The sequence below is a fragment of the Aerosakkonema sp. BLCC-F183 genome, from assembly GCF_041929145.1.
GTDB lineage: Bacteria > Cyanobacteriota > Cyanobacteriia > Cyanobacteriales > Aerosakkonemataceae > Aerosakkonema.
This window is the reverse complement of record NZ_JBHFNU010000015.1, coordinates 83755-99339: the sequence shown is the minus strand read 5'-3', so window position 1 is coordinate 99339 and position 15585 is coordinate 83755. Positions and strand designations below refer to the sequence as shown.

The window sequence follows — 15585 nt, the reverse complement described above, 5'->3', positions numbered from 1 at the left end:
AAGCATATCATAGGATAAGGATATTCAGTATATTCACCTAATCTTCTCCTAAAAGGATCGCTCCACAGAAATATCTTCATAAATCGTTAAGTAGATTTACGACTCCTACTGGCTTTCCTTATGGTAGATATTTTTGGACGACACTCCAACCAGTGAGTGAAACCAAAGCAAATCCCACGAACAGAATAATATTCGTTCCGATATGGAGAGGTCGAGCCCACGGAAACTGGGGGCTGATTAACGTCGCACTTCCAGCCGAAAGTAGTACCAATCCTACAACTGCCAATCCAGATGGCAGGTGTATGGAATGATTCAGGCTACCGTAATGGCCTAAAGTGCCGACAATACCGATCGTCAGCAGTAGCAATACTAAAGCTACCATCGTGCCGCCAATCCAGTAGTGTAATGGTCGCAACCAATTAGGTCGGGATCTTCTGGACTGTCTGATATAGAGCATCCAAATACCGCTCGCAGCTAGCAGCAAGTAAGCTACCAGCGAAAATCCCATAGACCAAGCGGCGATTCTCCACAACCAAATAAAATCTGGTAAATTCAAAGTACTTTGCCCTTTGTTGAAACGAGGAATACTTTGCTCACCGGCTCTTACCTACCAATGAGCATTTTAGTTATTCCTAGCACAAAAGGGTATTATCTCATGTCTTTCTAAGATCCCTAACTCCTCCGAAAAAATAGATCTTCTGGAAGACAGAGGTCTAAATTTTTATTCTCAATCTAGCAAGAGGGTTTTTATGAAAATCCAATTTTAACTTACACCTGCTAAGGCGGGAGTTGTTAAAATTGGTGTTTTTTCTACATTTTTCCGAATTGCTTCCCGCTTGGGATTTTTGTCTTTATCTTGTTCGTGCTGTTTCTGAGTAGGGGCCGTTTCAGGTTGGGGTTCATCGTTAACTCGCAAGCGATCGCAAGGTATCTTGTCTGATAAAATAGCACTTGCCATCATACCGGAATGAATTTCTAGCACTGCTTCTGGCATTGTTTCAAAAACAAGCCGTTGACCTGGAAAAACTACTCGCTCGAAATACCAGTTGGGAATGTTGCAGATCCGTGCTATCTGAACTTTGTTGGTGGCATTGACATAGCAGCAGAGAATGCCATCACCGGAGTTAGGTGGTAAGGGATCGAGTATTTGAGCCATGATTTTAAAGGAAACGTGTGCCAAAGTCAGTTACATTAAAAAACTTAACACTCGCGATCCCGACTTGCTGTAACTGCGACTACCAACTTGAAAAATTTAGTAAATATCTATCTGAAGGTAGATATAAATTGTGTAATCTACACTACGGTTGAAGACGTTCGCTTTGCCTTGCGCTAAAGCTTCGGTTTCATAGCTGCCAGCTGCCTGTCATTGGGCCATAGTGTTGGGACACATTCAAACCAGGTTTAATTTTGGTAATTAATCCCGACGAGCCAAGTTGGCTGAAAACCATTCCGAGAAATTTCAGCGAAATTACTCTATCGCTGAGAAAGACGAATGTTATCGTAAAGTTATATGAAAATAATAAAAAATTTCTTAGAAGAGCATCACAGGTAGCGATGGCTCCCAGCTCCTGTGTGACTGTTGCTTCCAGAGTGGAGTCTTAGCAATCCTTAATACAGAAGCCAATGACGGAAACCCGCATACTCTACGTTCGCCTACCCTGCAATCCCATCTTCCCGATTGGGGTTGTTTACTTAGCAGATCACCTGCACAAACTGTTTCCAGGAGTACAACAGCGGATTTTCGACCTGGGAACGGTGCCACCTTTAGACTTTGGCACGGCTTTGGATACTTGTGTAGATGAATTCAAACCCACCCTGCTAGTATTTTCGTGGCGAGATATCCAAATATACGCACCAGTGGGAGGTAGAGGTGGTAACCCTCTCCAGCACGCCTTTGAGTTTTATTACGCTGCCAAACCGCTGATCAGATTGCGGGGAGCTATGGGCGGTCTGCGCGTAACTACAGCCTACTATACAGAACTCTGGCGCAATGGGGGATTGATTAGACGCGGGTTAAATCGTGCTAAGAAATATCATTCAGTAGCGCGAGCAGTTGTAGGTGGCGGTGCGGTGAGCGTATTTTACGAGCAGTTGGGTAAAAGCTTGCCACAGGGAACGATCGTTTCTGTGGGTGAAGGCGAAGCGCTGCTGGAAAAGCTGTTGCAGGGGCAGGATTTTCGAGATGAACGGTGTTATGTTGTGGGAGAGACGGCACCGCGCGATCGCATGATCCACGAAGCACCGACTGAGATCGAAAAAACAGCCTGCAACTACGACTATATCGAAACAATTTGGCCTGAATTTAGCTACTATCTCCAAGAAAAAGACTTCTACATCGGCGTGCAAACAAAACGCGGTTGTCCCCACAACTGTTGCTACTGCATATATACGGTGATTGAAGGCAAACAAGTACGCATCAATCCCGCAGATGAAGTCGTCGCGGAAATCCGCCAACTCTACGATAGAGGCATTCGCAATTTCTGGTTCACCGATGCCCAGTTTATCCCCGCCCGCAGATTTATCGACGATGCCGTAGAGTTATTGCAGAAAATAATCGATGCCGGCATGAACGATATCCACTGGGCAGCTTACATCAGGGCGGACAACTTGACACCCCAGTTGTGCGACTTGATGGTGAAAACGGGGATGAATTACTTTGAAATCGGCATTACCAGCGGTTCCCAAGAACTTGTCCGCAAAATGCGGATGGGATATAACCTCCGCACCGTTTTGCAAAACTGTCGCGATTTGAAAGCAGCTGGATTTAATGACCTAGTTTCGGTAAACTACTCGTTTAATGTGATCGACGAACGTCCCGAAACGATTCGCCAGACAATTGCCTACCATCGCGAACTAGAGCGCATCTTTGGGGCGGATAAAGTCGAACCGGCCATCTTCTTTATTGGCTTACAACCGCATACTCACTTAGAAGAATACGCCTTTGAAAATAACATCCTCAAACCAGGTTACAACCCCATGAGTCTCATGCCGTGGACAGCCAAAAAATTATTATGGAATCCAGAACCGCTGGGTTCATTCTTTGGCGAAGTTTGTCTTTTGGCATGGCGACAAAATCCCAACGACTTCGGGCGCGAAGTTATGCGAATTTTGGAAGAAAGACTCGGTTGTGCCGATTTGGAAGAAGCCCTCAATGCACCGATCGCATCGAAAGAAAAACAGTTAGTCTCTGTCTGAAAAATGTAGAGACGTTTCATGAAACGTCTCTACGTTATCCTGTTTCGCGAAAGATCTCAATTTTCTGCTTCTTGGCGGTTTGTTAAATAAAATTATGTTAGAAGGTTCCATTTTACAACTGTTGTCAGATGCCCATAAATCCAGCCCAAGACCGCTGCGATTCGGAGTGTATTACAAAAACACTTTAGTTGCTCTATGCCACGCTTTAGAAGATAGTATATTAACTTCAAATGCTGCGCCGTTAACGATTACGGCATTTCAACGCGGAAAATGGTATCTGCAAGAAGCCGATCGCTATGGCGAAATAGCACAAAAATCTCGCCAAATAGTGATCGTGGCGTCGCCAGATACCGGCTTTGCCGAACACCCCACCAGCAAGCTGGCAAATGTAGCGCTGATAAGTCTGGAACCAAACGATCCCGTAGGGCAAGAATGGCACTTAATGATTCTATCGCCCAGCTACACAGCAATGGTACTTTGTCAAGAATTATCAGAGACAGATTATGGGCCGGAAGGTGTACCAGAGTCAGACCTCGAACGTAAGTTTTACGGGTTTTGGACGTTTGAACCGGCGTTAGTATTGGAGACAGTAGAATTAGCGATCGCGCACATCGGTAAATACGACCCGGAACTGCAACAAACCTTAACCGCCCAAGTGAAAGAAATTACTGCCCAAGCTGCTAGCGCCGAACAAGATAATTTGGGTGAAATTGTTTCCCGCGTTGTCAATTATCTGCAAACAAGTCAGCACGATTTAATCGCAGAAGAAATGCAGGCTTCCCATCAAGAAGAGTTGGATATAAACTTATTTTCCAACGAATTGCAAGCCTTTGTAAGAATGGCGCAGTTGATGGAATTGGCAAACACGGGAAATCCAATGGCAACTGCGGAAGTAGCAGCGTTGGCAGAGGTAATGGGGCAGTTGTTGGATCTCCCCGCTTGGCAGTTGAAAAGATTGCGCCTTGCGGGTTTATTGCACGGATTAGTTCCTTTGGGAGTAAAAGCGGTTACTGGTTTGGATGAAGCACCTTGCTGTCATTTGCAACCGGGAATAGAAGTGTTGCGTGCGATGCCGAGATTGCAGGCGATCGCACACATTATCACACACCAAACCGAGTGGTGGAACGGCAACGGCACCCCAGGCGCTTTTGCTGGCGAAGACATACCTTTAGAATCGAGAATTTTGGGGCTAGTGGCGCATTTTGAGGCGCGGGTTATTCAGCTACTCAAAGAAGGATCGGAAAACTTCAGCCGCGAGGAAATTTTGTCCAAAGCTTTGGCAGATTGTCAAGCCCAAGCAGGCGAGCGTTGGGAACCAAAATTAGTAGAAACTTTGTCCTTGTTAGTGATGAGCTTGCAACAGGGATTGAACTTACCGATCGCACCGCCTAGAGTAACATCTGGAATGTGGTTGGTCGAACCTTTATTGCCTGCTGAAGCCAAAAATTATCAACAAACAATCTCTTTTTAAGATTTATGGATATTGAAGCGATTCGTGCGGGAAAAATTAAACATCTGTCGGGAGCTAACTTAGAAGACGAAGACTTCTCAGGCAGCAATTTACGAGGTGTTAACCTCGCAGGTGCTAATCTGGTAGGAGCTAATTTGAGCGGTGCTAAACTCGAAGGTGCGCGTTTAGAAGGAGCCAATTTATTGAGCGCTCAATTGATGGCAACCGATTTACGCGCAACATTATTAGGCGCTAATTTGATGCAAGCTGATTTAACAGGTGCTGACTTGCGCGGAAGTAATCTGCGGGGCGCTAATTTAATGGGCGCAAAGTTGACTCAAGCATCGTTTGCTGGTGCGTTTTTAAGCGGTGCAAATTTAATGAGCGTCAACTTAAAAGGAGTAGATTTGCGCGGTGCCGATTTGCGCGGTGTCAATCTCAGTGGTGCCAACTTGCAAGGTGCAGATTTGAGTCAGGCAGATTTACAAGGCGCAACTTTAACTAATGCCAATTTGGAAGAAACAGACTTGCGCGGCGCGAATTTGACGGGAGCAAATTTGACAGGCGCGAATCTGCTTTGCGCTGAATTGGAAGATGCCAATTTGCAAGGAGTTAGTTTAGTAGGAGTTTGTTTGATTGGTACTATCCTAGCAGAGGTGACATTACCACCGCAAAAAATTCAAATTCCTTTGAAAATAAGAGAAATGGAGCTAAAAACTACGCAAGATTAATTGATAGTTTTACACTTTTTTCTCTACTTTACTTGTTTATCCCTGTATCGCCTGTGGAGCAAATTTTGGGGTTTTTGGTGTGGATAGTTCAAATGGGATAATCTGCATGGAAAGTCGCTAGAGCGGTGCTAGAATTTAGGCAAATATTCTAGGGAAAAAGTTGTGCAATTACAAGAAGTTTTGAACTTAGCAAAGCAGCTTTCGCCTGTAGACAAGGTGCGTTTGATTCAGGAATTAGCACCGGATATAGAAAAGGAGTTAGTTTCTAATCAAATTACTCCTACTAAATCATTATGGGGACTGTGTGCTGATTTGGGAAATGCACCTTCAGCAGAGGAAATTGACGAAGCACGTCGGGAGGAATGGGCGGTCTTCCCAAGGGAGTAGATTAGTGCAAAAATTGATCCTAACCTGCATCGTGCTGTGTGAACGTCATGCTTGTTGGAAAAACGCTCAGAAATCGTTACAAAATCATCAAACAACTGGGAAGTGGGGGATTTGGGGACACCTATCTGGCTACAGATATGGATTTACCTGGAAATCCCCAGTGTGTAGTCAAGCACCTGACGCCAAAAACACCTGACCCAGCGGTATTGCCAGTGGCGAGACGCCTATTTGAAACGGAAGCCCAAGTTTTGTACAACTTAGGTAATCACGATCAAATACCGCAACTTTTTGCTCACTTTGAGGAAAATGGAGAATTTTATTTAGTTCAAGAATTTATTGATGGGGATGATTTAAGTAAAGAACTAACTTCAGGTAAGTGTTTGCGAGAAGCTGAAGTAATTAAACTGTTACGCGATATTCTAGAAATTTTGGAGTTCGTGCATCAACATAATGTCATCCATCGGGATATCAAGCCTGAAAATTTGATGCGTCGCCGGAAGGATAAAAAGATTGTAATAATTGACTTTGGAGCAGTAAAGGAAATTAGAAGCTTAGCAGTTAATACGCAAGGTCAGGTGCTTCCAACTATTGTTATTGGCACTCCTGGCTATATGCCAACTGAACAAAACAAGGGATTTCCAAATGTCTATAGTGATATCTATGCTGTAGGAATGCTAGGTATACAAGCTCTTTCTGGTGTAGTACCGCATCAACTACAAAAAGATCCTAGTACCCAAGAAATTATCTGGCGCAATAAAGCGAAAGTAAGTAGTAGGTTTGGTAATGTTTTAGATAAAATGGTGCGTTATAATGCCGCTCAGCGATATCAGTCAGTATCTCAAGTATTGGAAGATATTATGTTTTTTAAATCTTTAATCCGGTCAGTTGTAATTGGATTAGGCGGATTGGTAATAGGAGTAGTTGCTACTGTTGTGTTCGTAACTCGCCTTCAGTCTCCATATAGGCAACCTGCTGTAAGTTCAAATCCGTCACCAATAGCAACTTCTTCTGCTTCTACGCCGACACCACTTTCATCACTACCACAATCTTCTAAGCCAGAAAACATTAACTTTGCAATTCAACCAAAATTTGATTGGGTTTCAAATTTTTCAGATGGCTTGGCACGGGTAAAAATTGATGGCAAGTATGGTTATATCGATAAATATGGCGATGTTGTAATTAAGCCGCAATTTGATGAAGCTGATGATTTTTATGAAGGTCTAGCAGTAGTTTGGATTTCAGGCCAGAATAGTGGTTATATAGATAAGACTGGAAATTTTGTAATCCAGCCCCAATTTGCTAAAAATGCTGCTAAAAAGTTTTCGGAAGGACTAGCACGGGTTTGGGTTGTCAACACTTATGGCTACATAGATCAAACTGGACGCTTCGTAATTGAGCGTAAATTCCCTGCTGCTAGTGACTTTTCTGAGGGGCTAGCAGCAGTAAGAAGTGGTGATAAGGTTGGTTATATTGACAGTAGTGGGTACTTTATAATCTCACCCCAATTTGATTACGGAGATGACTTTTCAGAAGGGTTAGCATGGGTAGAAATTGGCGGCAAAAGAGGCTATATAGATAGAAGTGGCAAATTCGTAATTCAGCCGCAATTTGATAAAGCTTATACATTTTCTGAAGGGCTGGCACCTGTCAAAATTGGCAACAAATGGGGCTATATTGACAAAAGTGGTAACATGGTTATACAACCAAAATTTGATGATGGAGGCTTGGGAAAATTTTCTGAAGGAATGTCAGCAGTCAAGATTGATAATAAATGGGGATTTATAGATAAGAGTGGTAATCTAGTTATACAACCACAATTTGGTTATTTTGGTAAATTTACTGAAGGAATAGCACTTGTCAAAATTGGCAACAAATGGGGTTATATCGACAAAAGTGGGAACATGGTTATTCAGCCTCAATTTGATGAAGCTTATGGTTTTAGTGAAGGGATGGCTATAGTAAAAACCCAGGGTAAATATGGCTATATTAGGAATCCACTAAATTGATATCTGATTTTAACACACTTGAGGCTTCCTACTACATTTGACTCGCAACTTAGGTTTAAGATAAACATTATGAGCAATAACCAAATAGTTACGATCCAACTACCAAAAGAAGATAGCGATCGCGAAGGTATCATAATTCCTCGGCAAAATAGTCACCAGTTTGTGATTAGTCAATTTACAAATAGTCCCGCTGACGAAAGGGGTAGAAAGCTAGGTGCAAAGTTACAAATTCTTAGAGGGCATCGTCGTCAGGCGGATTACTTGGCAAGACTGAGGAAGCTTTAGGTTTAGCTAGACGTATTATTTTAGGAATAAGTAATTTATAAATAAGTGCGATCGTTTCTAAATTTTGTTTACTCCACCCCCGAATAAAACAACGAACGCAATCAATATGAGGATGAATAAATGAAGGAAGAATACGATTTCAGCCAAGGAAAACGAGGTGCTATCGACCCAATACCACCAGGCAAAACACGCATTACAATTCGCCTTGATGATGATATTCTGGTCTGGTTTCGTGCGGAAGTCAACGCAGCGGGAGGCGGTAATTACCAAACGCTAATTAACAACGCCTTACGCGAATATATTCAGCAGCGCAAAGAACCTTTGGAAGACACTCTACGTCGTGTCCTCCGAGAAGAGTTACAAAAATTGTCCTGATTAAACTTATTTTGGAAAAATTCGATCGCTTTCTGTACCCTTCGCCCTCTTTCTCATCCAAAACGCCAAAACACCCAAAAATAGCAACCCCATCACTCCAGCTAAAGGATTTTTGTCGATTCCCGTCACCCATTCAGGAACTCGATCGAAAAATTTCACCAATTGCCCCACATTAATAATGTAATATCCCCAAACTAAACCAGCGTGAAGACCGATCGACAATCCCAGTTTACCTTTACTTCCGCGCTTCGCCCACACCAAAGTTAACCCCAACAGCAACAATGCTGGAAATGTAGGTAAGGTGCGAATCATCTCATTAAATGACTTCAAAAAATGCACGCTGGCAAATATAATTGCATCTACCCAGAGAGCGGTATTGGGGCGATAATCTCGCTGCAATTCATCTAACAACCAACCGCGAAATACTAATTCCTCCGCAAAACCCACCCCTAAAGCGCTAATTAAGCCTTCTAAAATTATTCTGGGTAACTGTTCTGAGTTCTGCCAAATCACCCAACCAAAAATACCCTCGATCGCAAACAAACCAAGGGTAAACACCAAACCAATATCCAGCCCCTTTAACAAATCTAAGAAATTTTGCTGCGTGCTTACCAAACCATAGTTTTTCAGCAAATGGGATTGCCGATAGACTTTTTTACCCCAAATTCTCAGCAGCAACAGAAACTCCACAAATAACAATCCCATTGTCAGGATTGTGACTGAATTTCTGTCCCTAACTATAAAATTAATCGGTGCTGCGATCGGCAACCATAGCAGCAATAAAATTACCAAAAATGTAGCTAGGCGAATAGGGGCAGGGTAGCTAGCTACGCGATCGAATTTAATTGGTTTCAAATCACCCCTATTTTTAGCTACTCTTCAGGTTCAACAGTGCTGGTCAAGCCATGATTTTTCAGAGTTTCGCAGTAAAACTCTGCGTGTTCTTGAGCGCAGGTAATCACCAACGCAATCCCACTATTATGAGCTTCCATCATAATGCTGACAGCTTGAGGTTGCGTGAGATTTGGCACCGTTGTCAATAATACCTGCACGACGTACTCCATTGGGTTGAAGTCATCGTTATGCAGTAGCACCCGATAGCGAGGCGCAAGTTTACGAGACGTTGAACGCTTTTCAAGGGTCTCGACAGACACTGCTCTATCCTCCCTGTAACTTCGATAACATTAACCTACTCATCCAAATTTGTTACACAACAGCCCAATCTCCGTAAGATTTAGGTATTGCTTTTAAATGCTGCAACCGTTTGCTTTGGCCACTCAAACCAAGAATTTGTCCCCAAAACTCAAGTTTTTGAGTTTTTGCTCAGTTTATCTTGCTGCCGACTTTGCCGCTGTTTCTCAGTGCTGAGTAACAAAAAGCACTATTTTGGTTATCCCTTTATAGTCCTTAATACTTATTTATATCATCCAATTTCAGTTCTAGTCACCCAGATAGGAATTTTTTCGAGAACTCGATCGCCCAGCCAACTGACAAGACAACCTGGGTGTTCGGGTAGTGGTGCGGGATTCTGATATGGGCGATCGGCTATTCACCCAACCCAGGCAGCGCTACTAAAAGTATAGGGCAAAATTCTCGCCATCCTGGGTCATCAGGTTGGTTTGGCCTGAGTTGATGACTGTGGATAGTAATATGCTGACATCCTTGGATGAAGCCGGAAGAAAAGACTAAATTTCGTTAAACTTAATTCAGGTAAGTTTTTCAGAGCAGCTTTTAGAGCAGCAAGCAGTAATGATTTCTGCTGTCAATTTTCAGCCTAGTCAAATAGTCTGTTTAGAGCACCAGGCTACCCGCCTCTACGCAGAAGTCATTCAAATTATTGAATCCCGTCAGATGTGCTGGGTACGTCCCTTGATGATCGCGATTCCTGTGTGTTATGAGAATGCAGGCTCAGAGCAATATACTTTGTATGACCTGCGTCAAGGTGCCGATCTGGTTTGGCCCTCAATCTTATTTCGTCCAGCTCTTGATGTTGAGGTTATACCGCTTTTTACACACCTACAGACATCAAAAACTCAAACACATAACGCTCAGCTGGCGCATCAACATCTCCAGGATTTCATCCGCCAAGTTTGGCTGGCTTACCAAAATTATTTTAAATCCTAGATTTTCGAGTATAAAGCAGAGCATCTTAGTTTTAGTAAGATACCCATTGCCAACTCAATAATTTAGTCAGGACGGCCATCATCTCTGGGTTAATAGCTCAGCTTTCTACGGTTTACGATCGAACCGCACTAATTTCTTGAGCATCAATAAAATCCCTTAGCCCCTAATCTGGAAGAGTGTCCTGTTAATAACTGGACACCAACTGAATTCGACCGGCATCCATTTCATCCATCAATAGTTCCAGCGCTTCGTAATCCACGTCCGAGATGTAACCCAGTCGCGTTAGTTCATAGTTGATTTCATTCTCTATGTCCGGCGTCAATCGCCGGCTAAAAAGAGCTTTTTCTACAAGTTGACGAATCGCGTTTTTAGCTTCCACGGTTGTGGGCAGAACTCCTTCATGTACCAATTTTCTGTCTTATACTTTTCGGTGCGAGTGATCTGAAACCATTACTCTAAGTGATCTCACTCACAGTAGATTGCTAAAACTTATGATTTACTCTCAATAAGGGTCGCTCTATTAATCACATATGTTGGCGTTGGGTTTGTGCAAGGTGAGATTCTGGCGTCCTTACCCAATCATTTAAGGTGCTGTTGGCTTTCGTAAATGCCTTACACTCCTTTGCTAAGAAATAGCAAATTTTCTGCCTTTCCGGAAATGCCTTTTAACTGATGTAGGCAAAACAGGGCTTGTGCAGTTAGGGTGCAACTATTTTTCTCAACAATAATATTCACTATCTGCCTTTGGGAGGATGCGATCGCCTAACCCTGTTCCCTGGACATAAATTTCGTTTTCAATATTTAGCGGGTCAGTCTTGTTTACCTTTACCTGTGGTAAGTGCCTACGTGAAAATACTGACTTAGTTTCGGATGGCCTGAGATAGTCTGAGGCCATCATTCCGTATCTTTGCTTACTGTTAAGCCGGACTTCTTTCTCAAAACTTTAAAAAAGTAGCCTCTCTGGATGAAGATTCCGTAAAAATGCCTAAAGACAGTAGTCAATACTGACAGCGAGCGTATAAAGTCAAAGGCATAGACGGCGACAATTTAATTTTGTGTTAAGGGGGATTAGACCGTGCAGACAACATTTGCATCTTCACAAATGACAGTAGTTAGACCTCATGGCCACATCAACGCTGCCAACGGGCCTGAATTTGGACGCCAGCTAACAGCAGCTATGTCCTCCGATCGCAAAGCGGTTGTCCTGGTTGACATGGAGCAGGTAGAATCTTTAGACAGCGCGGGCCTGATGGTGTTGGTTTCTGCTCTGACTCTGGCTCAAACGGAAAACCAGCGCTTTAGCCTCTGTTGCGTTTCACCCTCAATTCGGATCATTTTTGAGTTAACTCAGCTCGATAGAGTGTTTGAGATTTTTGCAAGTCGCGCCGCCTTTGAAGCTGCAATATCTTGTCTGCCAACAAGATTGGCAGCGTAGTTAATGCAGTAACAACACGACATCGCTAGATAGTTAAGAATTTGAGCAAAATCTTTAAGTGTGCCTGACCTGCTTGTTTGCCTATTTTCCGGCTGAAGCAGAGTTTTGGCATGAGTAAAGCCACCACTTGTGAAATCTCTCCCGTAACAGGGTCGCCTGCCACGCATAAGAGCAAGTATGATTAGATTGATAGGGCAGACACACTACAAATGCCTTATCTGGTGAAATCTTTCCCAGAGTTTTGTTGTGGCAGTATCAGTAGAAGAATTACTAACACCAGATATTCTCAAACCCGCTCGCTATTTGGGTAATGAGTTAGGAGCGGTACATAAGTCTTGGGATGAAGCAAGGGTGCGCTGGGTATTGACTTACCCAGAAGTTTACGAGGTTGGGGCGTCTAATCTGGGGCATATAATTCTCTACAACATCCTCAATAGGCAGCCGAGACAACTTTGCGATCGCGCCTACTTACCGGCACCCGACTTAGCAGCCAAACTGCGATCGACTCATACACCCCTGTTCGCCGTCGAGTCCCGTCGGCCTCTCACAGATTACGATATTTTGGGTTTCAGTCTCAGCTACGAACTGGGAGCTACCAATATCCTAGAAATGCTAGATTTGGCTGGAATTCCTTTAACGTGGCAAGAACGCGCCGCCAGCAATAACTACCCGCTGATTTTTGCCGGCGGACAAACGGCAACTTCCAATCCCGAACCTTATGCGGAGTTTTTCGACTTCTTTGCTTTGGGAGATGGCGAAGAACTTTTACCGGAAATCGGCTTAGTGTTGGAAGAAGGCAAAACCGCCCATTTGAGCCGAGAAGCATTACTCCTAGATTTGGCACAGATACCGGGAGTCTACGTGCCTCGTTTCTACGATATGGCAGATGATGGCTCAGTCCATCCCAATCGCCCGGATGTTCCAGAACGAATTTTACGGCGGGTGGCAACTCCCATGCCAGCTTATTCGATCGGACTGGTTCCCTATGTAGAAACAGTACACGATCGCCTCACAATAGAAATCAGGCGCGGTTGTACTCGCGGTTGTCGATTTTGTCAACCCGGAATGCTGACGCGACCGGCGCGAGATGTGGAAGCGGAACAAGTCATAGAAGCGATCGAACAGGGTATTCGAGAAACCGGACATAACGAATTTTCCCTCTTATCCCTCAGCTGTTCTGACTATCTGGCACTACCCGCAGTCGGTATCGAAATAAAAAACCGTCTCAAAGACGAAAATATTTCCCTCTCCCTTCCCAGTCAGCGGGTCGATCGGTTTGACGAGAATATTGCCAAGATTATCGGCGGTACGCGGCAGAGTGGCTTAACTTTCGCCCCCGAAGCCGGCACACAGCGGATGCGCGACATCATCAACAAAGGTTTGACCAACGAAGAACTGTTGCGGGGCGTCAAAACAGCTTGCGAACAAGGCTGGGATAAGGTGAAGCTATACTTTATGATCGGCTTGCCAGGAGAAACCGATGTCGATGTGCTGGGTATTGCGGAAACTGTCCGTTGGTTACAGCAGGAATGCAGAGTAAAAGGTAGAAAACCGCTCAACTTTACCCTGACGATTTCCAACTTTACGCCCAAACCGCACACGCCTTTTCAGTGGCATTCAGTTTCCACAGGCGAATTTGAACGCAAACAAGCGCTGCTGCGGGAAGAATTTCGGCGCATGAGAGGAGTGAAGGCAAACTTCACCGATGTTCGGATTTCGGCAATGGAAGATTTTGTCGGCAGGGGCGATCGCAGATTGGCATCTGTATTGCGTCGCGCCTGGGAATTGGGTGCGGGAATGGATTCTTGGTTTGATAGCATAGAGCGAGCTTATGCAGCTTGGGGACAAGCGATCGCCGAATCCGACCTAACCTGGAAATATCGTCTGGTAGAAAAGGGCGAGTGGGTAATCGGGACTGGGGAAAATTCTTCCCCATTGGGAATTCCCGATCTCGATAAACCTCTACCTTGGGATATTATCGATACCGGAATTGATAAAAATTGGCTCAAAGCCGACCTGCAAAGCGCTTTAGAAGCGGCGACAGTACCGGATTGCTCGTTTGAAGGCTGCTCTCACTGCGGTGTCTGCGGAGTCGATTTCGGTCATAATACGATCGTACCGCCGAGCGCCATACCTCAATTTGCAGGGCATTTCGCCCCCAAACAAGAGCGGGTGCAGCGACTGCGCGTTTGCTTTGGCAAACTGGGCGATATGGCCTTAGTCAGCCATCTAGATTTGGCCCGCTTGTTCGATCGCGCCGTGCGGCGGGCATCAATACCGATCGCTTACACAAATGGTTTTCATGCCAGTCCCCGCATTTCCATTGCCAATGCTCTGCCCTTGGGAGCTACCAGTAGCGGCGATATTGTAGACTTTGAGTTGACTCGGCAGATGGATGTGGCAACTTTCCAAGCCAAGTTAGTCGCCCAAATGCCCAGTAACATCCCCATCTACCGGGTTGAAGAAGTCGATCTGAAAACTCCTTCCGCTACGCAATTATTGGCAGCGGCGGAGTATTCAATCACCTTGACAAGTTTTGCTGAGGTGACCTCAGCCCAATGGCAGCAATGGATTGAAGCAATTAAGCATCGCGATGCGATTTGGTGGGAACAAACTACCAAGTCAGGCAACAAACATACCGTAAATCTGCGCGAGCGACTGTTTGAATTAGAACTTCAGGAAGAAAGTCGCGATCTGACCTACCGTTCAGATCTAGTTTCACCCGATCGCACCCACTCATCTCAAGTACTTCGTTATGTTGGTATGAGCCGCAATGACGGCAACCTGTTGCGACCCGAACATATCATTTATATGCTCGAACAAGTGTGCGAGCTAGAATTGCAACTGCTTCACACTCACCGATTGAGGCTAATCTTAGAGCCTTATAGCATCAATCACCCGACTGTAGTATGAGAGCGTCAACAAAAATGTGATAAGATTCCTTTTAGAGTGAACGAAAAATAGGAGTCAGCAGCTCCGTTAGCGCAGCGGCGCGAAGCGCTAACAAAACTCCTAGCGAGCGGTCAACTCTATAAACAACATTCGATCGTGCTTGAGTATGGGGTAACATCCCCAACAGGCAAGTAAAAATCAAAAAAGTAGAAACTGAGCCAGAGTAACTCCCTTGTTTCTTTTGCCTTTTCTATTTAGTTAGCTTTTTTTAAGTGGTTTTGGCCGACTTTGACGCTGATTTACCCTAACAAGAGGGGGTGTTGGAGGAATAAACTTACTATACTCTGGCATATGAGGGCAACCTCAACAGTTAAAAGAATCGGCTGCAAGCGCTTGCCTTCTCTAACCCAATACTAACTGTAGGGCGAAACCCTCTATGTAGGGTGGGGTAGGTAACATAATCTCATTCCCTTTGGCGTAGCTCACGTCGAGATACTTTTAGATGTTGGCTCGTTGAATCGGTTAAAAATATGACTCGCCTACGAGCCCAATATCGGAATCAGTTGCACGCTGAAGCAGCCTTTAAGGGTGCCACCGTTAATAAAGAAATAACGGATGCTGGCTAAAACTGACTCCCGCAGAACTTTGAGACTTCCTAATTCGTCAAAAGCGAAATATTAGTGCCTAATCTGCATAGAAGGGTAC

15 protein-coding genes are annotated in these 15585 nt (G+C 44.5%); 10 read left to right on the top strand and 5 right to left on the bottom strand.

Annotation, left to right across the window (positions count from 1 at the left end; all coding sequences use genetic code 11):
- Positions 1–118 precede the first annotated feature (118 nt).
- Together ACE1CD_RS02695 and ACE1CD_RS02690 are read right to left on the bottom strand one after the other, a co-directional pair.
- Positions 119–556, bottom strand: coding sequence for a DUF4079 domain-containing protein (locus ACE1CD_RS02695; protein WP_374789431.1), 438 nt, complete (start codon positions 554–556; stop codon positions 119–121).
- A 207-nt stretch (positions 557–763) separates the two neighbouring features.
- On the bottom strand, positions 764–1156 hold the full coding sequence (locus ACE1CD_RS02690; RefSeq protein WP_374789433.1) for a DUF1830 domain-containing protein: 393 nt from the start codon (positions 1154–1156) through the stop codon (positions 764–766).
- Between the two features lie 467 nt (positions 1157–1623).
- Here ACE1CD_RS02690 and ACE1CD_RS02685 point away from each other — a divergent pair, with 467 nt between their 5' ends.
- From ACE1CD_RS02685 to ACE1CD_RS02655, 7 genes are all read left to right on the top strand, one after another.
- On the top strand, positions 1624–3195 hold the full coding sequence (locus ACE1CD_RS02685) for a photosystem II high light acclimation radical SAM protein (RefSeq protein WP_374821412.1): 1572 nt from the start codon (positions 1624–1626) through the stop codon (positions 3193–3195).
- Positions 3196–3289: 94 nt separating this feature from the next.
- Positions 3290–4666: a DICT sensory domain-containing protein gene (locus ACE1CD_RS02680; protein ID WP_374821409.1), complete on the top strand. Its 1377-nt coding sequence runs from the start codon at positions 3290–3292 to the stop codon at positions 4664–4666.
- 5 nt (positions 4667–4671) lie between these two features.
- Positions 4672–5376, top strand: coding sequence for a pentapeptide repeat-containing protein (locus tag ACE1CD_RS02675; protein ID WP_374821406.1), 705 nt, complete (start codon positions 4672–4674; stop codon positions 5374–5376).
- Between the two features lie 162 nt (positions 5377–5538).
- Positions 5539–5763 (top strand): hypothetical protein, encoded by a 225-nt coding sequence (locus tag ACE1CD_RS02670; RefSeq protein ID WP_374821403.1) that lies wholly within the window; start codon positions 5539–5541, stop codon positions 5761–5763.
- Positions 5764–5810: 47 nt separating this feature from the next.
- Positions 5811–7769: a WG repeat-containing protein gene (locus ACE1CD_RS02665; protein WP_374821509.1), complete on the top strand. Its 1959-nt coding sequence runs from the start codon at positions 5811–5813 to the stop codon at positions 7767–7769.
- 69 nt (positions 7770–7838) lie between these two features.
- Positions 7839–8054: a hypothetical protein gene (locus ACE1CD_RS02660; RefSeq protein ID WP_374821400.1), complete on the top strand. Its 216-nt coding sequence runs from the start codon at positions 7839–7841 to the stop codon at positions 8052–8054.
- Between the two features lie 120 nt (positions 8055–8174).
- A complete protein-coding gene (locus tag ACE1CD_RS02655; RefSeq protein WP_374821398.1) occupies positions 8175–8429 on the top strand; it encodes a BrnA antitoxin family protein in 255 nt (84 codons plus the stop codon).
- Positions 8430–8435: 6 nt separating this feature from the next.
- Here the strand turns inward: ACE1CD_RS02655 and ACE1CD_RS02650 are convergent, their stop codons facing one another.
- Together ACE1CD_RS02650 and clpS are read right to left on the bottom strand one after the other, a co-directional pair.
- Entirely contained in the window at positions 8436–9284 is an 849-nt protein-coding gene (locus ACE1CD_RS02650; protein WP_374821395.1) for a lysostaphin resistance A-like protein, read from the bottom strand.
- Positions 9285–9301: 17 nt separating this feature from the next.
- Positions 9302–9583 (bottom strand): ATP-dependent Clp protease adapter ClpS, encoded by a 282-nt coding sequence (clpS, locus tag ACE1CD_RS02645; protein ID WP_190463467.1) that lies wholly within the window; start codon positions 9581–9583, stop codon positions 9302–9304.
- A gap of 595 nt (positions 9584–10178) precedes the next feature.
- Between clpS and ACE1CD_RS02640 the strand changes: the two genes are divergently transcribed.
- Positions 10179–10553, top strand: coding sequence for a hypothetical protein (locus tag ACE1CD_RS02640; protein WP_374789450.1), 375 nt, complete (start codon positions 10179–10181; stop codon positions 10551–10553).
- A 184-nt stretch (positions 10554–10737) separates the two neighbouring features.
- Here the strand turns inward: ACE1CD_RS02640 and ACE1CD_RS02635 are convergent, their stop codons facing one another.
- Positions 10738–10932: a hypothetical protein gene (locus ACE1CD_RS02635; RefSeq protein ID WP_190463463.1), complete on the bottom strand. Its 195-nt coding sequence runs from the start codon at positions 10930–10932 to the stop codon at positions 10738–10740.
- A gap of 696 nt (positions 10933–11628) precedes the next feature.
- On the opposite strand from ACE1CD_RS02635, the gene ACE1CD_RS02630 reads away from it, so the two are divergent.
- Positions 11629–11988, top strand: a complete 360-nt coding sequence (locus ACE1CD_RS02630) for an STAS domain-containing protein (protein ID WP_374821392.1) — start codon at positions 11629–11631, stop codon at positions 11986–11988.
- A gap of 246 nt (positions 11989–12234) precedes the next feature.
- Complete coding sequence (locus ACE1CD_RS02625) at positions 12235–14901, top strand: TIGR03960 family B12-binding radical SAM protein (RefSeq protein WP_374821390.1); 2667 nt, start codon at positions 12235–12237, stop codon at positions 14899–14901.
- Positions 14902–15585: the final 684 nt, after the last annotated feature.

Bases quoted from the DNA above. Each gene is read 5' to 3' on its own strand.
- ACE1CD_RS02690 (WP_374789433.1), bottom strand. From the start codon at position 1,156: ATGGCTCAAATACTCGATCCCTTACCACCTAACTCCGGTGATGGCATT.
- ACE1CD_RS02685 (WP_374821412.1), top strand. From the start codon at position 1,624: ATGACGGAAACCCGCATACTCTACGTTCGCCTACCCTGCAATCCCATC.
- ACE1CD_RS02680 (WP_374821409.1), top strand. From the start codon at position 3,290: ATGTTAGAAGGTTCCATTTTACAACTGTTGTCAGATGCCCATAAATCC.
- ACE1CD_RS02675 (WP_374821406.1), top strand. From the start codon at position 4,672: ATGGATATTGAAGCGATTCGTGCGGGAAAAATTAAACATCTGTCGGGA.
- ACE1CD_RS02665 (WP_374821509.1), top strand. From the start codon at position 5,811: ATGCTTGTTGGAAAAACGCTCAGAAATCGTTACAAAATCATCAAACAA.
- ACE1CD_RS02660 (WP_374821400.1), top strand. From the start codon at position 7,839: ATGAGCAATAACCAAATAGTTACGATCCAACTACCAAAAGAAGATAGC.
- ACE1CD_RS02655 (WP_374821398.1), top strand. From the start codon at position 8,175: ATGAAGGAAGAATACGATTTCAGCCAAGGAAAACGAGGTGCTATCGAC.
- ACE1CD_RS02640 (WP_374789450.1), top strand. From the start codon at position 10,179: ATGATTTCTGCTGTCAATTTTCAGCCTAGTCAAATAGTCTGTTTAGAG.